Origin of the sequence: Streptomyces sp. NPDC049541 (assembly GCF_044465725.1) — a bacterium.
Taxonomy (GTDB): Bacteria; Actinomycetota; Actinomycetes; order Streptomycetales; family Streptomycetaceae; genus Streptomyces.
The window spans coordinates 593,063-613,771 of the sequence record NZ_JBITLY010000001.1 but is presented as its reverse complement, the minus strand read 5'-3'; the positions used below and the strand labels follow the sequence as shown (position 1 = coordinate 613,771).

Sequence of the window (20,709 nt, the reverse complement as noted above, 5' to 3'; positions counted from 1 at the left end):
GGCGCCGGTGGGGGGTGGAGTGAATCTGACGGTCCGTCGGAACTACCGGTTCCATTGATGCCCGTGAGGGGAAGAAACGGCAAGGGTGAATTCCGGACGGCTCTGAAGCGGCCGGTTTTCAGCCCGCGGTGACGGTGGTCCGCACCGTTCCGTCGGGCCCGGCCACAAGCACCGGCGTCCCGGCCCCGCCCAGGTCCCGTACGGCAGCCAGGTCCTGGGCCGCGGCCGATTCGGCTTCCGTCACCACGGCCGCCGCCTCCAGGGACTTCGCCCCGGACGCCACCGCCATGGCCACCGCCGTCTGCAGCGCACTCAGCTTCAGCGAGGCCAGGTCGACGGTCCCGGCGACATACGTACGGCCCGTCTCGTCCCGTACGGCAGCCCCCTCGGGCACACCGTTGCGGGCCCGGGCGGAACGGGCCAGGGTGACGATCTTGCGGTCCTCGGGGTCAAGCGCGTTGCTGTCGGTCATGAGCCGAGCATACGTACCGCCACCGGCCGTATCCGGCCACGGGGTGCAGTGCGCTCAGGGGCGGTCCAGGCGGAGTCGCTCGGCACGCGGCAGTCCGGCGACCACCAGGTCGTAGGAGTCCTCGATGAGTTCCCGCACCAGTCGGTCCGGGAGGTCGCCGTCGACCGTGACGGTGTTCCAGTGGCGCTTGTTCATGTGGTAGCCGGGGATGATCAGGCCCTCGTACTCGCTGCGGAGCCGGATCGCGTCCTCCGGGTCGCACTTGAGGTTGACCGTGAGCGGGCGGGCGTCCAGCCAGCTCAGGGCGAACATCTTGCCCAGCACCTTGAAGACCGAGATGTCCGGGGCGAAGGGGAAGTCCTCCACCGCCGCGTTGAAGGACAGACAGAAGCCGCGCAGTTCCTCCGGGCTCACTCCTCCTTCTCCTTGTCCTCGGGCAGCTCCGCGGGGGCCACCGGCTCCACCAGGACCGTCACGATCTTGTTCCGGCGGCCGGCCGCGGCCTCGGCGGTCAGGCGCAGTTCGCGACCGTCGGGCACCTCCACGACCGCCGACGCACCGGCGATGGGCACCCGGCCGAGCGCCTTCGCGAGCAGCCCGCCGACGGTCTCCACGTCCTCGTCGTCGTACTCGTCGAGCCCGTACAGCTCGCCGAGATCGGTGATGTCGAGGCGGGCGGTGACCCGGTAGCGGTCCTCGCCGAGGTCCTCCACCGGCGGCAGCTCGCGGTCGTACTCGTCGGTGATCTCGCCGACGATCTCCTCGAGGATGTCCTCGATGGTGACGATGCCGGCCGTGCCGCCGTACTCGTCGATGACGACGGCGACGTGGTTGCGGTCCTGCTGCATCTCGCGCAGCAGATCGCCGGCGTTCTTGGTGTCGGGCACGAACGCGGCGGGCCGCATGGCCGTCGACACCAGCTCGCTCTCGGCGTCCCGGCTGATGTGCGTCTTGCGGGCCAGGTCCTTCAGATACACGATGCCGACGATGTCGTCCTCGCTCTCCCCGGTGACCGGGATGCGCGAGAAACCCGAGCGCAGCGCGAGGGTCAGGGCCTGGCGGATCGTCTTGTAGCGCTCGATGACGATCAGGTCGGTGCGCGGGACCATGACCTCCCGCACGAGGGTGTCGCCGAGCTCGAAGACCGAGTGCACCATGCGGCGCTCCTCGTCCTCGATCAGCGACTCCGCCTCGGCGAGGTCGACCAGCGCCCGCAGCTCCGCCTCGGACGCGAACGGGCCGCGGCGGAAACCCTTGCCGGGGGTCAGCGCATTGCCGATGAGGATGAGCAGGGACGGGATCGGCCCCATGATCCTGGCCAGCGGCAGCAGCACGTACGCCGCGGCCGTCGCCGTGTTCAGCGGATGCTGCCGGCCGATGGTGCGCGGGGAGACACCGACGGCGACGTACGACACCAGGACCATCACGCCGATCGCGGCCAGCAGGGCGCGGGTGGTGCCGGCGAACTCCTGCAGACAGGCGTACGTCACCAGGGCCGCGGCCGCCATCTCGCAGGCCACGCGGACCAGCAGCGCGACGTTGAGATAGCGGGTCGGGTCGGCGGCGACCTGGGCGAGCTTCGCGCTGCCGCGCCGGCCGGAGCGTACGGCCTCCTCGGCGCGGAAGCTGGAGACGCGCGCGAGGCCCGCCTCCGCGCAGGCGGCGAGCCAGGCGACGACGACCAGGGCGATCGCGCCCGCGACGATCTGGGGACTCATGAGACGGTCGGGGCCGGGGACGGACCGGTCAGGCCCTTCTCCGCGCGCCAGCCGTCCACGATGGCCGCCTGCAGACCGAACATCTCGGCCTTCTCGTCGGGCTCCTCGTGGTCGTACCCGAGGAGATGCAGCACCCCGTGGACGGTGAGCAGCTGGAGCTCCTCGTCCATGGAGTGCCGGGTGGGCGCTTCGTCGCCCTGCTTCCTGGCGACCTCCGGGCAGAGCACGATGTCGCCGAGGAGGCCCTGCGGGGGCTCGTCGTCGTCCTTCGACGGCGGACGGAGCTCGTCCATCGGGAAGGACATGACGTCCGTCGGCCCCGGCAGGTCCATCCACTGGATGTGCAGCTGCTCCATGGCGTCGGCGTCCACGACGATCACCGAGAGCTCGGAGAGCGGGTGGATGCGCATCCGCGCGAGTGCGTAGCGGGCGATGTCGAGGATCGCCTGCTCGTCGACCTCGGTTCCGGACTCGTTGTTGACGTCGATCGACATGGTGCTGCTTGTTCTCCTGCTTTTAAATGTCACAGCCCCTTGTGCCCGGACTGCCTGCCCCGGCCGCCCTTGTGGGTGCCGTTCTCGGTGCCGTGCTGGCTGTCGTACTTCTCGTACGCGTCGACGATACGGCCGACGAGCTTGTGCCGTACGACATCGTGGGACGTGAGGCGCGAGAAGTGGACGTCGTCGAGGCCCTCGAGGATGTCCTGCACCTGGCGCAGGCCCGACTTGGTGCCGGTCGGCAGGTCGACCTGCGTCACGTCACCGGTGATCACGATCTTCGAGTCGAAGCCGAGGCGGGTGAGGAACATCTTCATCTGCTCGGGCGAGGTGTTCTGGGCCTCGTCCAGGATGATGAAGGCGTCGTTCAGCGTGCGGCCCCGCATATAGGCGAGCGGCGCGACCTCGATGGTGCCCGCGGCCATCAGCCGGGGGATCGAGTCCGGGTCGAGCATGTCGTGCAGCGCGTCGTACAGCGGGCGCAGATACGGGTCGATCTTCTCGTAGAGCGTGCCGGGCAGGAAGCCCAGCCGCTCGCCCGCCTCGACCGCGGGCCGGGTCAGGATGATCCGGTTGACCTGCTTGGACTGCAGGGCCTGCACCGCCTTGGCCATGGCCAGGTACGTCTTGCCGGTGCCGGCGGGGCCGATGCCGAAGACGATCGTGTGCTTGTCGATCGCGTCGACGTACCGCTTCTGGTTGAGGGTCTTGGGGCGGATGGTCCGGCCGCGCGAGGAGAGGATGTTCTGGGTGAGGACCTCGGCCGGGGTCTCCTGGCCCTGGCCCTCGCCGTTCTCACTCGCTCTGAGCATGGCAATCGAGCGTTCCACTGCGTCCTCCGTCATCGGTTGCCCGGTGCGGAGCACCAGCATCATCTCGTCGAACAGGCGCGCGATGAGGGCGACTTCCGCGGGGTCGCCGACCGCGCTGATCTCATTGCCCCGGACATGTATGTCGGCCGCCGGGAAGGCCTTCTCGATCACGCGCAGAAGGGAGTCGCCGGACCCCAGAACGGTCACCATGGGGTGTTGGGCGGGTACGGTGAACTCTGCTCTCGCCTGCCCCTGCGCGGGGGTGTGAGCTGTGGGTGTCTGAGTCATGGGCCGGCTCTGTAGGCCTTGCTCGTCCTCCTCGAAACGGCACGCCAGCCACGGGGGCTGCCTTGGCGGTTTCAAGGGTACGCCGGGGGACTGACAACACCGTAGGCCTTTTCGGCAGACGCTGTTTCACACCGGTGGCAGTGGTCAGGCCGACCGGAAACCGATCGTCGGCACGGCCCTGCGCCGCGGCCACGGTCTCGCGGCCTCCCCCTGGGGGATCAGGCGCTCCAGGAACGCGTAGCGCCGCAGCGCCGCCGGGTCCTGTCCCTCCACCGACTGCACCCTGCGCCACCAGGCCGCGATCTCCGCCCACCCCGGCGCCGACAGCGAGCCGCCGAACTCCTGGACGGACAGCGCGGCCGTCAGCCCCGCGAAGGCCAGCCGGTCCGCCAGCGGCCAGTCGGCGAGCGTGCCGGTGACGAAGCCCGCGACGAACACGTCGCCCGCGCCGGTCGGGTCCAGGGCCTCCACGGCGATCGCGGGCACCTCGGCCGTCTCCCCGGTGCGCCGGTCGACGGCGTAGGCGCCCTCCGCACCGAGGGTGACCACCGCGAGCGGAACGTGCTCGGTGAGGGCGTGGGCGGCGGCGCGCGCGGAGGCGGCGCCGGTGTACCGCATGGCCTCCTCCGCGTTCGGCAGGAAGGCCTCGCAGTGTTCGAGGTCGGGCAGGCCCGCCAGGTCCCAGGCGCCGGTCTCGTCCCAGCCGACGTCGGCGAAGATACGGGTGCCGTGGTGCGCGGCCTGGGCGATCCAGGGGGCGCGCCCGCCGGGGGTGAGGGAGGCGACGGCGGCACGCGCGCGGGGCGCGCCCCCCAGGCTGAACAAGGTCTCGGGCGGTGGCTCGTGGCCGTGGGAGACCATCGTGCGCTCGCCCTCGTACGCCATCGAGACGGTGACCGAGGAGTGCCACCCGGGGACCTTGCGCGAGGTGGAGAGGTCGATGCCCTCGCCCTGCTCCAGGGCGTCCCAACAGTACTCCCCGTAGTGGTCGTCGCCGAAGGCCGCCGCGAGGGAGGTCCTCAGCCCCAGCCGGGCCAGTGCGGTGGCCATGTTGGCGACGCCGCCGGGGCTCGACCCCATCCCCCGCGCCCAGGACTCGGTGCCGCGCACCGGGGCGGAGTCCAGCCCGGTGAAGATGATGTCGAGGAAGACGGGACCGGTGAGATACACGTCCCAGGGGGGATCGTCCGGGGTGCGCAGTTGGGCCAGCGGATCGACCTGTGCCTGGCACTCCGGTCCCGCTGTGACGGGTGCTGGTCCCTTCCCGTTGGACGCGCTCACGGTGCACTCCCTGACATGGTGCGGATCAGGCCAGTGTGCACCATCTCTCAGCCCGTCCGGCGTCTGATCTTTCAGCCCGTCGTGGGGGTCCCCCCGCTCGAGCGAAGCCGAGAGTGGGGGAGTTTGAGGACGAGGCCGTCAGGCCGAAAGGGGGGTCTGGGGGCGCAGCCCCCAGGGGACGGGAACGGGTAGGGGCGGCGGGGGCGCTACCAGCGGGGCACCGCGGGCGTCACCCACCCCGGCTCGGCAACCCGCATGGCCGCCGCGTCGTCCCGCTCCCGGAGCGTCCCGTCGTCGTCCAGCCACCGCTGATGCAGAAACCCCAGCTTCCCGCGGTCGAGCTCCACACCGAGCCCCGGCGCATCGGAGACGGCGACCTTCCCACCCTCGAACCTCAGCCGCGCCCCGAGCACGTCCTCGGACTGCCACGGATAGTGCGAGTCACACGCATGGTGCAGATTCGGCACGGTGGCCGCCACATGCGTCATCGCGGCCAGACTGATCCCGAGATGCGTGTTGGAGTGCATGGACACCCCGACACCGAACGTACGGCAGATGGCAGCCAGTTGCTGCGTGTTGCGCAGCCCGCCCCAGTAGTGGTGGTCCGACAGCACCACCTGGACGGCGTCCCGCGTGAACGCCTCCTTGATCTCCGCGAAGGTCGTCACGCACATGTTGGTGGCGAGCGGCACCCCGGTGGCGGCGGAGACCTCGGCCATGGCGGGGGTGCCGAGCGCCGGGTCCTCCAGGTACTCGAGGACGTCCCCGAGTTCCTCGGCCACCTTCAGCGAGGTCTGAACGGACCAGGCGCCGTTGGGGTCAAGCCGCAGCGGATGGCCGGGAAACGCCTCCGCGAGGGCCCGTACGGCGGCGATCTCCTCGTCCGGCGGGAAGACACCGCCCTTGAGCTTGAACGAGGTGAACCCGTACCGCTCCTTGAACAGCCGGGCCTGCTCCACCACCCCGGCCGGGTCGAGGGCGGCACCCCAGTCGTCCTTCTCGCAGGTCACGCCTTCGGGGTGGTCGGCCCACCTGTAGAACAGGTAGGCGCTGTACTCGACCGCGTCCCGCACCTTGCCGCCGAGCAGCGCGTGCACCGGCAGGCCGAGCGCCTTGCCGAGGGCGTCGAGACAGGCGACCTCGAAGCCGGAGACGACGGACAGCCGCAGCTTGTCGGCGGTCTGGACACCGCGCAGCCCGCCGACGTCGACCTGGTTCCGGACCCGCGCGGAGTCCACGGAGACCTCGTCGGCGATGACGAACAGACCGTTCAGGTCACTGACTTGACGCCCCTTCAGCTTCTCGGCGAAGGGCCGGGCGAGCTCCAGGTACTTGGTGTCGCCGTAGGTCTCGCCGACACCCGTGATGCCGTCGGCCGTCACCACCTCCACGATCAGTCGCGGGGTGTACGGCTGGTGGACGCCCTGGGTGTTGAGGAGGGGCGGGTCGGCGACCAGGATCGGCGTGAGCCGTACGTCGGTGATGGTGAGGTTCACAGCGCGGCTCCTACGAGGTCGAGTCCGGTGGTGAGCAGGGCTTCGAGATCGGCCAGGTCGCCGGCCGAGGGGTCGGTGAGCGGGGCGCGCACGGGGCCGACGGGCCGGCCGCGCAGCCGGGCCGCAGCCTTGACCAGCGACACGGCGTACCCCGGTACGCGGTCGCGCAGCTCCACGAGCGGGACGTAGAAGTCGCGCAGCAGCCGCTGCACCGTCTTGTCGTCACCGTCGCGCAGGGCCGCGAAGAAGGCGTTCGCGATCTCGGGGGCGAAGGCGTGCACGGCGGAGGAGTAGGCAGGGACGCCGACGGTGGCGTAGGCGCGGGCCTGGATCTCGGCGGTGGACGCGCCGTTGAAGAAGAGGAAGCCCGCGGGCGCGGCGAGGGTCAGGCGCTGGAGGCGGTCGAGGTCGCTGTGGCCGTCCTTGAGCCCGATGACGTTCGGGAGGGCCGCGATGCGCCTCAAGGAGGCTGCCGTGTAGGCGACCTGGCCGCGCTGGTAGGCGATGAGCGGCAGCCGGGTGCGGGCGGCGATCTGCTCCAGCTGTGCGACGAGGCCCTCCTGCGGGGCGGCGACCAGGTAGTGCGGCAGGACGAGCAGCGCGTCGGCGCCGGCCTCCTCGGCGATGCGGGCGAACCGGACGGCCTGCGCCCAGCCGTACCCGATCCCGGCGACCACGGGCAGGCGCCCGCCCGCCTCCTCCACGGCGATGGTCACGACCTGGCGGTACTCGTCCTCGTCCAGCGAGAAGAACTCGCCGGTGCCGCAGGCGGGGAAGACGGCGCCGGGACCGGTGGCGATCTGCGCGGCGACATGGGCGCGGCAGCCCTCCGGGTCGAGCGAGCCGTCGTCGTGGAAGGACGTCAGCGGGAAGGAGAGCACTCCTGTTTCCATCCCGTCGCGCAGCCTGGCCGCAACTGTCTCCGCCTCACCCGCCACGTCGTCTCCCCATGTAGATGTCATCTATATATGGAGACAGAGCCTAGATATGCGAACAGCAGTAGTCAACGGTCCTGTCCGGCAGGGGCCGACTAACATCGCCCCATGTCGGACACAGGTGGCGGCGTGCGCGAGGTGAAGTCGGCCGCGCGGACGGTCGAACTGCTGGAGCTGCTCGCCGCCCGCGGCGACCGACCGGCACGGCTGCAGGAGCTGGCGGACGAGCTGGGCGTGCCGCGCAGCTCGATGTACGCACTGCTGCAGACCCTGATCAGCCGGGGCTGGGTGCGTACGGACGTCACCGGTTCGCTGTACGGCATCGGCATCCACGCCCTGCTCACCGGCACCAGCTACCTCGACTCCGACCCGCGGGTGCGCGTCGTACGGCCGTATCTCGACGAGGCGTCCGAGGCGCTCGGGGAGACCATCCACATGGGGCGGCTCGACGGACGGGACGTGGCATATCTGGCGACGCGGGAGTCGCACGAGTATCTGCGGACCATCAGCCGCGTCGGCCGCCGGCTACCCGCGCACGCGGGCGCGCTCGGCAAGGCGCTGCTGGCCGAGCGGGACGACGAGGAGCTGCCCGAAGGGCCGTACCAGGCGCTCACACCCCACACGCACACCGGCCGGGAGTCACTGGCGGCGGATCTCGCGCGCGTCCGCACCCGTGGTTACTCGGTCGACCGCGAGGAGGGCGTGGCCGGAATCGTCGGTTTCGGCTTCGCGCTGCGCTACGACATCCCCGCGCAGGACGCGATCAGCTGCTCGGTGCCGGTGGCTCGGCTGACGCCGGAACACGAGGAGCGGATCGTGGCGGTGATGCGGGAGATCCGCCAGAAGATCGAGGCGACGGCACCGGCTGCGGGAGGCTCGGCACGCTGGCGTTAGCGCACATGCCTAGGCCAGTTGGGGCGCTCGTTTACCCGACCTCTTCCGCCCCAAACGCAACGTGCGCCACATCACACCCCCCGCGCTTCTTTCCGGAACCGCGTGCTTGATACAAATTCTCCGCGCGTTCCTGTCCGTCGACGGTCGGCGCCCCACCCCATCTTGAGCCGCTTCTTTCGCATGCCCTGGGAACGCCCGTGTCCGCCCCTCGCACCACCGCCTGGCCCCTCGTCGCCCTTTTCACGGCCGGGTACCTGGCTCCGTATCTGCTGCCGACGACCGTCGGACGGCTCGACTCGGGGCTTGCGCTCTCCGCGACCGAGGCGGGTGCCATCGGCAGTGCCCTGCTGCTGAGTTCGGCCGCGGCCGGCTTCCTGCTCGCCTCCCGCGTCGACCGCATCGGCCCCCGCACCCTGGCCCGCATCGGTCTGGTGCTCGCGGTCGTCGGCTACGGCGGCGCCGTGCTCACCCACGCCGTCCCCGCGGTCGTCGCGGGCACGCTCGTCGGCGGTTTCGGCTCCGGTACGGCGACGACGGTCGCCGCCACCGGCATCGCCGCGCAGCCGGACCCGCACCGGACGACCACGCTGGGCCTGCTCGGTGTCTCCGCGCTCGCGGGCGCCGTCTATCTGGCGGTTCCCCACCTGGGCGCGGGCCACGGGCAGCCGCTCGCCGCGATCGCGCTCACCGCGCTCGCCGTCTGGCCGCTCACCGGCCGGCTCCCGGTCCGTACGGCGGTCGCGCACAGCTCCCTCGGGGGCACCCCTCTGCCCCGGCCGCGTTCCGGTCTGGTCCTCGCCCTCGTCATGTTCTGCTGGTCGCTCGCGCAGAACGCGCTGTGGGGTGTCAGCGGCCGGATCGGCCTGACCCAGGCGCACCTCGCGGAGGCCACCGTGGGTGCCGTCTTCGCGGTGGCGCTCGGCGCGGGACTGCTCGGGGTCGTCGGCGCGGGAGCGGTCGGGCCGCGGTTCGGCCGGGCGCTGCCCATCGGAGCGGGCACGGCGCTGATCTCCGGCTGCATCGTGCTCAGCGCATCCGCGACCGACCTGACCACCTTCGCGACCGGCGAGATCGCCTGGAACGTGCTCTACCCGGTCGTCCTGTCGTACGTGATCGGCCTGGCGGCCTCCCTGGACCCCCGCGGACGCTGGGCGGTCCTCGTCGGCTCGGCGTCCTCCCTCGGAACGGCGGCGGGCCCACTGACCGGCAGCGTGCTGGCGGCACAGGCCGGGTTCCCGGTGATGGGCGCGGTCCTGGCCGTGGGGCTGCTGGTGATCACCGTACCGATGACGGCCGTGGCCCTGCGGGCCGGCAGGCGGCCCCTCCCGCTCGTGGAGATCCCGGTGCAGACACCTGCTCGGCACGCCTACGACACAACGGCCGCCTAGAACTCGTACGCCTCCACCTCGGCGAGGTACCGCGCCCTGCGCTCCTCGTCGTCCTCCAGGAAGGACGCGAGGAAGGAGTTGCGGGCCAGTTCGCGCAGGCGGTCCTCGGTCAGGCGAAGAGTGCCCTGAACGGCCTCGAAGTTGTCGCCGACGTAGCCACCGAAGTAGGCGGGGTCGTCGGAGTTGACCGTGCACACCAACCCCGCGTCCAGCATGGCCGGCAGCGGGTGGTCGGCGAGGGTGTCGACCGTCCGCAGGCGGACGTTGGACAGGGGGCACAGAGTCAGCGGGATGCGGTCGCGGACCAGCCGCTCGACCAGCTCGAGGGATTCCATGCACCGCAGCCCGTGGTCGACGCGCTCCACGCCGAGCACGTCCAGGGCCTCCGTGATGTACTCCGGCGGGCCCTCCTCCCCCGCGTGCGCCACCCGGCGCAGACCGAGCGCGGCGGCGGCCTCGTACACCTCGCGGAACTTCACCGGCGGATGCCCGACCTCGGCGGAGTCCAGGCCGACGCCGGTGATCCGGTCCAGGTACGGCTTCGCGGCCTCCAGGGTCTGCAGCGCCGACTCGGCGGACTCGTCGCGCAGGAAGCACATGATCAACCTGGTGGAGATGCCGTGGTTCGCCTCGCTGCTCCCCAGCGCCCGCCACAGCCCCTCGACGACCGTGCCCATGGGCACCCCGCGCACCAGGTGCGCCTGCGGGTCGAAGAAGATCTCCGCGTGCCGCACCCCCTGCGCGGCGGCGCGGGCGAGGTACGCGTTCGTGAGGTCCTCGAAGTCCCGCTCGGTGCGCAGGACGGCCATGAGCTCGTAGTACAGGTTCAGGAAGGACTGGAGGTCCTCGAACTCGTACGCCTTGCGGAGCTCGTCCGTGCCGGCGTACGGCAGCTCGACGCCGTTGCGGGCGGCCAGCTCGAACGCGAGCTCCGGCTCCAGGGTGCCTTCGATGTGCAGGTGCAGTTCAGCTTTGGGGAGGGGCATCAAAGCATCGTACGGGCGCGTTACCGGCGTTTCGGAACCGGCACCCGCAGAAGATCGTGCGCGACCGTCAGCTCGCCCTCGAAGCCCGCCGCGCGCGCCTGCCGCTCGAACTCGTCCGGTTCGGTGTACCGCTGGCTGAAGTGCGTGAGCACCAGGTGCCGTACGCCCGCGTCCCGTGCCACCGCCGCTGCCTGACCCGCGGTCAGATGGCCGTGCTCGACTGCGAGGTCGGTGTCCTCGTCGAGGAACGTCGACTCGATGACGAGCATGTCGCAGCCCTCGGCGAGGGCGTGCACCCCGTCGCACAGCCGGGTGTCCATGACGAACGCGAACCGCTGACCGCGGCGCACCTCGCTGACCTCCTCCAGGGACACCCCGCCGAGCGCGCCCTCGCGCTGGATACGGCCGACGTCCGGGCCCTTGATGCCGTGCGCGGCGAGGCGGTCGGGGAGCATCCGGCGGCCGTCGGGCTCGGTCAGCCGGTAGCCGTAGGACTCGACCGGGTGGGAGAGCTTGCGGGCTTCCAGTGTGTACGTGGGCGTGACAGCCAGGGGGCCGTCCGTGTCGACCGGGGCCTCGGTGAGGTCGACCGTCTCGCGGTAGGCGGTGGCGTAGCGCAGCCGGTTGAAGAATCGCTGCCCGGAGCGCGGGTAGTGCGCGGTGATCTCGTGCGGGACCTTGTCGAGGTTGATGCGCTGGATGACGCCCGCGAGGCCCAGGGAGTGGTCGCCGTGGAAGTGCGTGACACAGATCCGGTTGAGGTCGTGCGCGGCGGCCCCGGCACGCAGCATCTGGCGCTGGGTGCCCTCGCCGGGGTCGAAGAGGATGCCCTCGCCGTCCCAGCGCAGCAGATAGCCGTTGTGGTTGCGGTGCCGGGTGGGGACCTGGCTGGCGGTGCCGAGGACCACCAATTCACGTACGGACACGGTCGGTTATCCGGGGGGCCACTGCAGACCGCGGCCGCCGAGGACGTGCGCGTGGGCGTGCCAGACGGTCTGGCCGGCGCCGGCGCCCGTGTTGAAGACGATCCGGTAGCTCTCCAGCTTTTCCTCGTCGGCGACCGACTGCGCCTCGCGGAGCACGTCGGCGGCGAGTTCCGGAGCACCGGCGGCGAGCGCGGCGGCGTTCTCGTAGTGCGCCTTGGGGATCACCAGGACGTGGGTGGGCGCCTGGGGGTTGATGTCCCGGAAGGCGACGGTGGTCTCCGTCTCGCGGACGATCGTCGCCGGCACATGCCCCGCGACGATCTTGCAGAACAGGCAGTCGTCCTGTGGCTCCCCTGCCATGTGGTCTCCTCCAGCCGGTTGATCGATCACGCTGATCGAGTACGGGGGCATCGTATCCAGGGACGTCAGTCCAGGCTCGGGGGTGTCTTGGCGGGGGTCTCCTCCAGTGCGGCCAGCGCGAGGCGGATCGCCTCGTCCAGCTGGACGTCCCGTCCCGCCGCGTGGTCCTGCGGCCGCTGGACCACCTCCACGTCCGGGTCCACCCCGCGGTTCTCGACGTCCCAGCCGTAACCCTCCAGCCAGAAGGCGTACTTGGGCTGGGTGACGAGCGTGCCGTCGACCAGGCGGTAGCGGTTGTCGATGCCGATGACACCGCCCCAGGTGCGGGTGCCGACGACCGGGCCGATGCCCAGTGCCTTGATGGCCGCGTTGACGATGTCGCCGTCGGAGCCGGAGAACTCGTTGGCGACGGCGACCACGGGCCCGCGGGGTGCGTCCGCCGGATAGCTGTATGGCCGCAGACCGCGCGGCACGGCCCAGCCGACGATCCGCCGCGCCAGCTTCTCCACGACGAGCTGCGAGGTGTGGCCGCCCCGGTTGTCCCGGACGTCCACCACGAGTCCCTCCCGGGCCACCTCGACCCGCAGGTCCCGGTGGATCTGGGCCCAGCCCGGCGCCTGCATGTCGGGGACGTGCAGATAGCCGATCCGCCCGCCGGACTTCTCGTGGACGTAGGCCCGCCGGTCCGCGACCCACGCGTGGTACCGCAGCGGCTCCTCGTCCGCGACCGGCACGACCACCGCGTGCCGCACCTCGCCCCCGCCGGCCGGGGAGATCGTCAGCTCGACCGGCTTGCCCGCGGTGCCGACGAGCAGCGGTCCGGGCCCGGTCACCGGGTCCACGGGCTGCCCGCCCACCGCGGCGATCGCGTCCCCGGCCCGCACCGCGACGCCCGGCGCGGCCAGCGGGGAGCGGGCGTCGGGGTCGGAGGTCTCGGTCGGCAGGATCCGGTCGATGCGCCAACTGCCGTCCTCGTGACGGGAGATGTCGGCGCCGAGGAGCCCCTGCCGGGGCCCGTTGCCGTATCCGCGGTGCGGCATCACATAGGCGTGCGAGGTGCCGAGCTCGCCGTGCACCTCCCACAGGAGGTCGGCGAGGTCGTCGTGGGTGGCCACCCGGTCCAGGACCGGCCGGTAGCGGTCGAGCACGCCGGTCCAGTCGACGCCGCTCATGTCCGGCCGCCAGAAGTGGTCCCGCATGATGCGGCCGGTCTCCTCGTACATCTGTCGCCACTCGGCCGAGGGATCGACGGTCTGCCGTACCCGGGTCAGGTCGACGGTGATGTTGGTGTCGCCGGAGTCGTCGTTGGACGCACGGCGGTCGCTGGGTACGACCTTCAGCCGTCCGTCGGTCCACAGCAGGACTCGCTTGCCGTCGCCGCTGACCCGGAAGTGGTCGGCATCGGCGGCGAGGTGCTCCAGGCGGTGCTGGACGAGGTCGTAGCGCTCCAGTTCGGTCTTGGGGTCGGGATCGTCGGGGGTGGCCCTGGACACCCCGAGGACGCCCTGCACCGGGTGGCGCAGCCACAGCACGCCGTCCTTCGCGGCCCGCAGGTTCGAGTAGCGGGCGGCCTCGACCGGGAAGGGCACGATCCGGTCGGCGAGGCCTTCGAGGTCGATGCGGGTGGCCGGGATGCCCTCGCTGTCGGGGGTCTCGTCCTTGTCGGGAGTGTCGAAGGGGCGTCCGTGCCGCTGCGGGCCGAAGGGGGAGGGTGTGGTCGCCGCGAGGGTGATCAGGTGCGGGCGGTCGCCGACCACGAAGGCGAGGTCGAAGACGTGCTCGTCGTAGACCGGGTCGAAGGAGCGGTTGGAGAGGAAGGCGAGGTGTCTGCCGTCGAGGGTGAAGGCGGGCGCGTAGTCCCGGAAGCGCAGCGGGGTCGCCTCGGTGACCGTCAGGTCGGTGGTGTGGGCGATGCGGAGCTGGCGCAGCGGGCGCGGGCCGGGGTGGGACCAGGCGAGCCAGGCCGAGTCGGGCGAGAAGACGAGGCCGGTGACGTCCCCGTCCTCGCTGCGGTCGATCTCGCGGACCTCGCCGGTCTCCCGCTCGACGAGCAGGACACGGCCGTCGTGGGCGGCGACCGCGGCCCGGCTGCCGTCGGGCGCCATGGCGAGCCCGAGGACGCGGCCGAGCTGTCCGGCGGCGAGGCGGCGGGGGGTGGCGCCGGGTGCCAGACCGGTGGCGGGCGCGAACTCCAGGGCGTCCTCGCCCTCCGCGTCCGTCACCCAGACCACCCATTCCTCGCCGTCGGCGCGGAAGGTGCGGGGCAGCCGGGCCCGTACGCCGGGTTCGGCGGCGAGCGCGCGGGTGGGGCCGGAGCGGTGGGTGACCCAGTGGACGGCTCCGCGCACGGCGACCGCGCTGCCGCGTGCGGTGTGGTCGGGGGCGGCCGAGCCGAACCAGTGGGAGGCGTTCACCGCGAACGGCCGGCGTTCGGCGCGCTGCCCGCCGAGCCGGATGTCGAGCCGGCGGGGCTCGGCGCCGTCGAGGTCGTCGAGGATCCACAGCTCACCGGCCGAGGAGTAGACGACACGCGTGCCGTCGCCGGAGGCGTGGCGGGCGTAGAAGCCGTCGAGGGGCGTGTGCCGGCGCAGGTCGGAGCCGTCGGCGAGGGAGGAGTACACCGCCCCGACCCCCTCATGGTCGGAGAGGAAGGCGATGCGCTCGCCCGCCCACACCGGGAACTCCAGGTTCCCGCGGAGCTCTTCATGGAGCCGTACGAACTCGCCCTGCCCCTCCCGGTCGATCCACAGCTTGCCCGCCGTGCCTCCGCGGTACCGCTTCCACCAGGCGGCCTCGCGTCCCATGGGTGCGGACAGCAGGACGGTGCTCGGCCCGTGGGCGACATGCCCGACGAGGCCGTACGGCAGGACGGTGGAGGGCCCGCCGTCGAGCGGGACGGCGTGCGCCCAGCTGCGGCGCAGGTTCGCCTGGCCGTGGGTGGTGACCGCGAGGACCTGTCCGTCGGGGGTCCAGCCGCGCACCTGGGTGCGCCAACTGCCCCAGTGCGTCAGCCGTTTGGCGGGTCCGCCGGAGACCGGGGCGATGTGCACCTCGGGGGCGCCGTCGAGGGTGGAGGTCCAGGCGACGGTCGTGCCGTCGGGCGAGATGCGGGGCAGGGTGACCGGTGTGTTGTCCGCGCTGACCCGCCAGGCGCGTCCGCCGTCCACGGGGGCGAGCCACACGTCGTCCTCGGCCGTGAAGGCGACCAACTCGCCCCGCAGATGCGGAAACCGGAGATAGGCAGGCGTCGCAGGCTGTGTCACCCGATCACCCTACGCAGCGGCACCGCCCGGGGTCAGCGGTTTGGATCACTTGCCCTCGACGGGCCAGCACTGGGGATCGCCCTTGCACCAGATGGTCCGCGTGACGGTCACGGTGACGGTGGCGCCGGGCTGACCGCCGTTTCCGCCCGAGGGGTTGTGGACGATGGGTGACGGTGTCGCGTTGCAGTTGCCGAGCCCCGTCACGTGGAACCACTGTTTGCCGCCCACCTTGGCGGTGAGGTCGCCGCGTACGCAGGCGCCGTCGACGGCGCGGGTGACCTTGCCGGTGACGGTGATGTCCCGTCGGTCCTTGGTCTGCCCCTGGCAGTCGACGTTGGCGACGGTGGTCTCGCTCGCCGAGGGTGCCGTCCGCGTGGAGACCTTGTCGTTGCCGTAGTTGGCGGTGCAGCTGAGCCACTGCACGTCGACGTGCTGCCGCTCCAGTTCCTTGGTCGCGGTCTGGTCGGTCGTGTACGCCACGGCCGCCGAGTTCAGGCCGCCCGGATCACAGGCCACGGCTCCGCCGACGCCCAGGACGGCGAGTACCGTCGCGGCCGCCGCCCGCCGTCCCCGCGGCCGCCGCCAAATCCGCCTCAATGCCCCCATGGACGGCAGCCTGCCACCGAGTGCCGTCCGGCGGTAGAGCGCATACGGTCACGAAAGCGCCCCTGCGCCCTGCCGGTTCAGCCGCGCAGCAGCAGCCACTCCTGCAGCTCCACCAGGTTCCCCTCGGGATCCTTCAGATGGGCCACCCGCATGCGGTCCGTCATGGGGGCCGGGCCGTGCACAAGGACGGCGCCCCGGGTGGCGATCTGTTCGCAGTAGGTGTCGAGGTCGTCGACGCGCAGCACCACCAGGGAGCGGTGGCCCGTCGCCGTGTCGCCCAGTTCGTCCAGCACCTCGGCCATCATCGAACGGTCCTGGAGGGCGATGCCCGCCGAGCCGGTGGCCGGGCTGAACTTCTCGTACGGCCCCGCGGTCGCGCCCGACTGCGGCTTGAGGCCGAGCACCTCCGCGTAGAACCGGTAGCAGGCGGCGAAGTCGCTGACCAGGAGCCGGACTTGGGCGAGTTCCATGGTGTTCCCCCGTGATCTTCAGGACCAGCGGCCGGTGCGGCCCAGGAGCAGGGCGGTCGCCGCGGTGCCCGCGGTCGATGTACGCAGCACGCTACGCCCGAGCCGGTACGCCTTCGCACCCGCCTCCGAGAAGAGCGTCAACTCCTGTTCGGACACGCCCCCTTCGGGGCCCACGACCAGCACGATCTCGCCCGCGGCGGGCAGCTCGGCGGTCGCCAGCGGCTCGCTGTCGTAGTCGCGGTCCTCGTGCAGTACGGCGGCGAAGTCGGCTTTGGCGAGAAGTGCGGCAACCTGCTTGGTCGTCGCCGCGTCCGTGACCTCCGGGAAGCGCAGCCGGCGGGACTGCTTGCCGGCCTCGCGGGCGGTGGCCCGCCACTTGGCGAGGGCCTTCAGCCCCCGCTCGCCCTTCCACTGGGTGATGCAGCGGGCCGCCGACCAGGGCACGATCGCGTCGACGCCGGTCTCGGTCATCGTCTCGACGGCCAGTTCGCCGCGGTCGCCCTTGGGCAGGGCCTGGACGACGGTGATACGGGGGCTGGGCTCGGGCTCGACGGGGAACTCGACGGGCTCGACGAACAGCCGGTCCTTGCCCTCCGTCCGCACCACCGCACCGGCGGCACCGCGCCCCAGACCGTCCGTCAGCACCACGTCCTCGCCGGGCTGCAGCCGCCGTACGGACACCGCGTGCCGCCCCTCGGGGCCGTCCAGTTCGACGATGGAGCCGGGACCCACGCCCGCCAGCGACTCGACGACGAACACCGGCGCGGTCATCGCAGGTCCCCTTTGCCCGACAACGCTGTCCTGGCCGCGTCCAGCTCGGCGGCGAGGACCTCCACCAGCTGCCCGGCCGGGAGCTCGCGCGCCATGCGGTGCCCCTGCCCCGCCCACAGCGCCATCCCCTGTGCGTCGCCGGCGGCGGCGGCCTTCTTGCGCAGGGGCGAGGTGAGGTGATGGACCTCCGGGTAGGCGGCGGGGGCGTACGGGCCGTGCTCGCGCAGGAACCGGTTGACGAGGCCACGGGCCGGGCGGCCGGTGAACGCCCGGGTCAGCTCCGTGCGCGCGAACAGCGGGTTGGTGAGGGCCTGCTTGTGGACGGCGTTCGCACCGGACTCCGGGGTGGCGAGGAACGCCGTGCCGAGCTGGGCCGCGCTCGCGCCCGCCGCCAGCACCGCGGCGATCTGCCCGCCGCGCATGATGCCGCCGGCGGCGACGATCGGGATGCTCACGGTCTCGCGGACCTGGGCGACGAGCGGGAGCAGCCCGATGCCGGTGCCGCCCGCCTCCGGGTTGTCCCGGTGGGTGCCCTGGTGGCCGCCCGCCTCCACGCCCTGCACGATCACCGCGTCCGCGCCGGCCAGCTGCACGGCGAGGGCCTCCTCCGGGGTCGTCGCGGTGACCAGCGTGAAGGTGCCGGCCCGGCGGAGGGAGTCGAGGACCTGGCGGCTCGGCACCCCGAAGTGGAAGGAGACCACCGGCACGGGGTTGTCGAGCAGCACGGCGACCTTGGAGTCGTAGGCGTCGTCACGGCCGCTGTCCGGATCGCCGAGCTCGGTCTCGTACCAGCCGGCCTCCCCGGCCAGCTGGTGGGCGTAGATCTCCACGGCACCCGGGTCGGCGTACTCGGGCTGCGGCATGAAGAGGTTCACGCCGAACGGCCGGTTGGTGATCCCCCGCAGCTGTTTGATCTCCTGGTACATGCCGTCGGCCGTCTTGTACCCGGCGGCGAGGAACCCGAGCCCACCGGCCTCGCACACGGCGGCGGCCAGATGCGGCACGGAGACACCGCCCGCCATGGGGGCCTGCACGATCGGATGAGGGAAGAGATCGGTCAGTGCGGAGGACATGACGGCATGTTGTCACGTCCTCCGAACAAGTCCGAATCGGCCCGTCCCCTTGTCACGTGCCTGCACTTTCAGCCCGTCCGGCGTTTGAGGACGAGGCCGTTCAGGCCGAAAGCGGGGTCTGGGGGCGGCAGCCCCCAGGGACGGGAAGGGTAAGGGCGGCGGAGGCGAAATCAGCCGCCCGCAGCCACCACCTCAGCGCCCGTTGAACGCATCCTTCAACCGCGAGAACAACCCCTGCTGCCCCGGCTGGAACTGCCCCTGCGGCCGCTCCTCACCGCGCAGCTTGGCCAGCTCCCGCAGCAGACGCTCCTGCTCCGGGTCCAGCTTCGTCGGGGTCTGCACCTCGACATGGACGATCAGGTCACCCCGCCCGCCACCGCGCAGATGCGTGACGCCCCGCCCGTGCAGCGGGATCGACTGCCCGGACTGGGTGCCGGGCCGGATGTCGACCTCCTCCATGCCGTCCAGCGTCTCCAGCGGCACCTTGGTGCCGAGGGACGCGGCCGTCATCGGGATGGTGACCGTGCAGTGCAGGTCGTCGCCGCGCCGCTGGAAGGTCGGGTGCGGCAGCTCGTGGATCTCGACGTACAGGTCACCGGCGGGACCGCCGCCGGGGCCGACCTCGCCCTCGCCCGCGAGCTGGATGCGGGTGCCGTTGTCGACACCGGCCGGGATCTTGACCGTGAGGGTACGGCGGGACCGCACCCGGCCGTCGCCCGCGCACTCCGGGCACGGCGTCGGGACGACGGTGCCGAAGCCCTGGCACTGGGGACACGGCCGCGAGGTCATGACCTGGCCCAGGAAGGACCGCGTCACCTGCGACACCTCACCGCGACCGCGGCACATGTCACACGTTTGCGCGGAGGTGCCCGGCGCCGCTCCCTCACCGTTGCAGGTGGAGCAGACGATCGCCGTGTCGACCTGGATGTCCTTCGTCGTGCCGAAGGCCGCCTCGTCGAGCTCGATCTCCAGCCGGATCATCGCGTCCTGGCCGCGGCGGGTGCGCGAGCGCGGGCCGCGCTGCGACGCCGTACCGAAGAACGCGTCCATGATGTCCGAGAAGTTCCCGAAGCCACCCGCGCCGAAGCCGCCCGCGCCACCGCCGCCCGCCTGGGACAGGGGGTCGCCGCCGAGGTCGTAGACCTGCTTCTTCTGCGGGTCGGAGAGCACCTCGTAAGCGGCGTTGATCTCCTTGAACCGCTCCTGGGTCTTCGGGTCCGGGTTGACGTCCGGGTGCAGCTCGCGCGCGAGCCGCCGGAAGGCCTTCTTGATCTCTTCCTGCGACGCGTCGCGACGCACGCCGAGAACGGCGTAGTAGTCCGTGGCCACTTACGACTCCGCCAGGATCTGTCCGACGTACCGTGCCACTGCGCGTACCGCTCCCATCGTTCCCGGGTAATCCATGCGGGTCGGTCCGACCACGCCGAGCTTGGCGACTGCCTCGCCGCCCGAACCGTAACCGACCGACACCACGGAAGTGGAGTTGAGTCCCTCATAGGCGTTCTCGTGCCCGATGCGCACCGTCATGCCCGAATCCCCCGCCTCGCCAAGCAACTTGAGGAGCACGACCTGCTCCTCGAGCGCCTCCAGGACGGGGCGGATGGTGAGGGGGAAGTCATGCCCGAAACGGGTCAGATTGGCGGTGCCGCCGATCATCAGCCGTTCCTCGTTCTCCTCGACCAGTGTCTCCAGAAGTGTGGAGAGCACTGTCGAGACCGTACCCCGGTCCTCGACGTCGAAGCCTTCGGGCAGGTCTTCCACGAGCCGCGGGACGTCGGTGAAGCGGCGGCCCGCGACCTTGCTGTTGAGGCGCGCCCGCAGATCCGCGAGCGAGGCCTCCCCGAACGGCGCCGGGCAGTCGACCATGCGCTGCTCGACCCGGCCGGTGTCGGTGATCAGCACGAGCATCACACGCGCGGGCGCGAGCGAGAGCAGCTCGACGTGCCGCACGGTCGAACGGGTCAGGGACGGGTACTGCACGACGGCGACCTGCCGGGTGAGCTGCGCGAGCAGCCGGACCGTCCGGGCCACCACGTCGTCGAGGTCCACGGCGCCGTCGAGGAAGTTCTGGATCGCCCGCTTCTCGGGCCCGGACATCGGCTTGACGCCCGCGAGCTTGTCGACGAACAGGCGGTAGCCCTTGTCGGTGGGGATGCGTCCCGCGCTGGTGTGCGGCTGGGCGATGAATCCCTCGTCCTCCAGGGCCGCCATGTCGTTGCGGACCGTCGCCGGTGACACGCCGAGGTTGTGCCGCTCGGTCAGGGCCTTCGACCCGACCGGCTCCTCGGTGCCGACATAGTCCTGGACGATGGCGCGCAATACCTGAAGCCGTCGTTCACTCAGCATCCAGCGCACACCTCCAGAAGTCGTCACCCTAGGCGCTGCGCCTGGCACTCTGTCCGTCCGAGTGCCAGCCGTTACCGGCCAGTGTACGGCGGTGGGGTACACCCGGGGCAAGGTCGGCGCCCGTTGA

At 71.5% G+C, this 20,709-nt stretch carries 20 protein-coding genes; 2 read left to right on the top strand and 18 right to left on the bottom strand.

Annotation, left to right across the window (positions count from 1 at the left end):
• Positions 1-118: 118 nt before the first annotated feature.
• The 8 genes from ACIBW9_RS02755 to ACIBW9_RS02720 form a co-directional block, all read right to left on the bottom strand.
• On the bottom strand, positions 119-472 hold the full coding sequence (locus ACIBW9_RS02755) for a cytidine deaminase (protein WP_398950513.1): 354 nt from the start codon (positions 470-472) through the stop codon (positions 119-121).
• A gap of 54 nt (positions 473-526) precedes the next feature.
• A complete protein-coding gene (locus ACIBW9_RS02750) occupies positions 527-886 on the bottom strand; it encodes an MmcQ/YjbR family DNA-binding protein (protein WP_398950511.1) in 360 nt (119 codons plus the stop codon).
• Positions 883-2,190: a hemolysin family protein gene (locus ACIBW9_RS02745; protein ID WP_398950509.1), complete on the bottom strand. Its 1,308-nt coding sequence runs from the start codon at positions 2,188-2,190 to the stop codon at positions 883-885. Before ACIBW9_RS02745 ends, ACIBW9_RS02750 begins: the two co-directional genes overlap by 4 nt.
• Positions 2,187-2,684 (bottom strand): rRNA maturation RNase YbeY, encoded by a 498-nt coding sequence (gene ybeY / locus ACIBW9_RS02740; RefSeq protein WP_282699505.1) that lies wholly within the window; start codon positions 2,682-2,684, stop codon positions 2,187-2,189. The genes ACIBW9_RS02745 and ybeY overlap by 4 nt, the downstream gene beginning before the upstream one ends.
• A gap of 29 nt (positions 2,685-2,713) precedes the next feature.
• Positions 2,714-3,787, bottom strand: a complete 1,074-nt coding sequence (locus tag ACIBW9_RS02735; protein WP_398950506.1) for a PhoH family protein — start codon at positions 3,785-3,787, stop codon at positions 2,714-2,716.
• Between the two features lie 144 nt (positions 3,788-3,931).
• Complete coding sequence (locus tag ACIBW9_RS02730; RefSeq protein WP_398950504.1) at positions 3,932-5,068, bottom strand: carbohydrate kinase family protein; 1,137 nt, start codon at positions 5,066-5,068, stop codon at positions 3,932-3,934.
• Positions 5,069-5,274: 206 nt separating this feature from the next.
• Positions 5,275-6,564, bottom strand: coding sequence for a glucarate dehydratase family protein (locus tag ACIBW9_RS02725; protein ID WP_398950502.1), 1,290 nt, complete (start codon positions 6,562-6,564; stop codon positions 5,275-5,277).
• Positions 6,561-7,526, bottom strand: a complete 966-nt coding sequence (locus tag ACIBW9_RS02720) for a 5-dehydro-4-deoxyglucarate dehydratase (RefSeq protein WP_398950500.1) — start codon at positions 7,524-7,526, stop codon at positions 6,561-6,563. The genes ACIBW9_RS02725 and ACIBW9_RS02720 overlap by 4 nt, the downstream gene beginning before the upstream one ends.
• A gap of 81 nt (positions 7,527-7,607) precedes the next feature.
• Here ACIBW9_RS02720 and ACIBW9_RS02715 point away from each other — a divergent pair, with 81 nt between their 5' ends.
• Together ACIBW9_RS02715 and ACIBW9_RS02710 are read left to right on the top strand one after the other, a co-directional pair.
• Positions 7,608-8,393 carry an IclR family transcriptional regulator gene (locus tag ACIBW9_RS02715; protein ID WP_398950498.1) on the top strand — a complete coding sequence of 262 codons (786 nt, stop codon included), beginning with the start codon at positions 7,608-7,610 and terminating at the stop codon, positions 8,391-8,393.
• A gap of 197 nt (positions 8,394-8,590) precedes the next feature.
• Positions 8,591-9,781, top strand: a complete 1,191-nt coding sequence (locus ACIBW9_RS02710; protein WP_398950496.1) for an MFS transporter — start codon at positions 8,591-8,593, stop codon at positions 9,779-9,781.
• Here the strand turns inward: ACIBW9_RS02710 and ACIBW9_RS02705 are convergent.
• The 10 genes from ACIBW9_RS02705 to hrcA form a co-directional block, all read right to left on the bottom strand.
• A complete protein-coding gene (locus tag ACIBW9_RS02705; RefSeq protein WP_398950494.1) occupies positions 9,778-10,767 on the bottom strand; it encodes an adenosine deaminase in 990 nt (329 codons plus the stop codon). The genes ACIBW9_RS02710 and ACIBW9_RS02705 overlap by 4 nt on opposite strands.
• A 20-nt stretch (positions 10,768-10,787) precedes the next feature.
• Positions 10,788-11,693 (bottom strand): ribonuclease Z, encoded by a 906-nt coding sequence (locus ACIBW9_RS02700; protein ID WP_398950492.1) that lies wholly within the window; start codon positions 11,691-11,693, stop codon positions 10,788-10,790.
• A gap of 6 nt (positions 11,694-11,699) precedes the next feature.
• Positions 11,700-12,053 (bottom strand): histidine triad nucleotide-binding protein, encoded by a 354-nt coding sequence (locus ACIBW9_RS02695; protein WP_398950491.1) that lies wholly within the window; start codon positions 12,051-12,053, stop codon positions 11,700-11,702.
• 65 nt (positions 12,054-12,118) lie between these two features.
• Complete coding sequence (locus ACIBW9_RS02690; RefSeq protein ID WP_398950489.1) at positions 12,119-15,316, bottom strand: S41 family peptidase; 3,198 nt, start codon at positions 15,314-15,316, stop codon at positions 12,119-12,121.
• 45 nt (positions 15,317-15,361) lie between these two features.
• Positions 15,362-15,922: a hypothetical protein gene (locus tag ACIBW9_RS02685; RefSeq protein WP_398950486.1), complete on the bottom strand. Its 561-nt coding sequence runs from the start codon at positions 15,920-15,922 to the stop codon at positions 15,362-15,364.
• A 77-nt stretch (positions 15,923-15,999) separates the two neighbouring features.
• On the bottom strand, positions 16,000-16,392 hold the full coding sequence (locus ACIBW9_RS02680) for a VOC family protein (RefSeq protein ID WP_398950484.1): 393 nt from the start codon (positions 16,390-16,392) through the stop codon (positions 16,000-16,002).
• An 18-nt stretch (positions 16,393-16,410) separates the two neighbouring features.
• Complete coding sequence (locus ACIBW9_RS02675) at positions 16,411-17,163, bottom strand: 16S rRNA (uracil(1498)-N(3))-methyltransferase (RefSeq protein WP_398950481.1); 753 nt, start codon at positions 17,161-17,163, stop codon at positions 16,411-16,413.
• Entirely contained in the window at positions 17,160-18,236 is a 1,077-nt protein-coding gene (locus tag ACIBW9_RS02670) for a nitronate monooxygenase (RefSeq protein ID WP_398950479.1), read from the bottom strand. The genes ACIBW9_RS02675 and ACIBW9_RS02670 overlap by 4 nt, the downstream gene beginning before the upstream one ends.
• A 192-nt stretch (positions 18,237-18,428) precedes the next feature.
• Positions 18,429-19,565, bottom strand: a complete 1,137-nt coding sequence (gene dnaJ, locus ACIBW9_RS02665; protein ID WP_344402434.1) for a molecular chaperone DnaJ — start codon at positions 19,563-19,565, stop codon at positions 18,429-18,431.
• Positions 19,566-20,582 carry a heat-inducible transcriptional repressor HrcA gene (hrcA, locus tag ACIBW9_RS02660; protein WP_398950476.1) on the bottom strand — a complete coding sequence of 339 codons (1,017 nt, stop codon included), beginning with the start codon at positions 20,580-20,582 and terminating at the stop codon, positions 19,566-19,568.
• Positions 20,583-20,709: the final 127 nt, after the last annotated feature.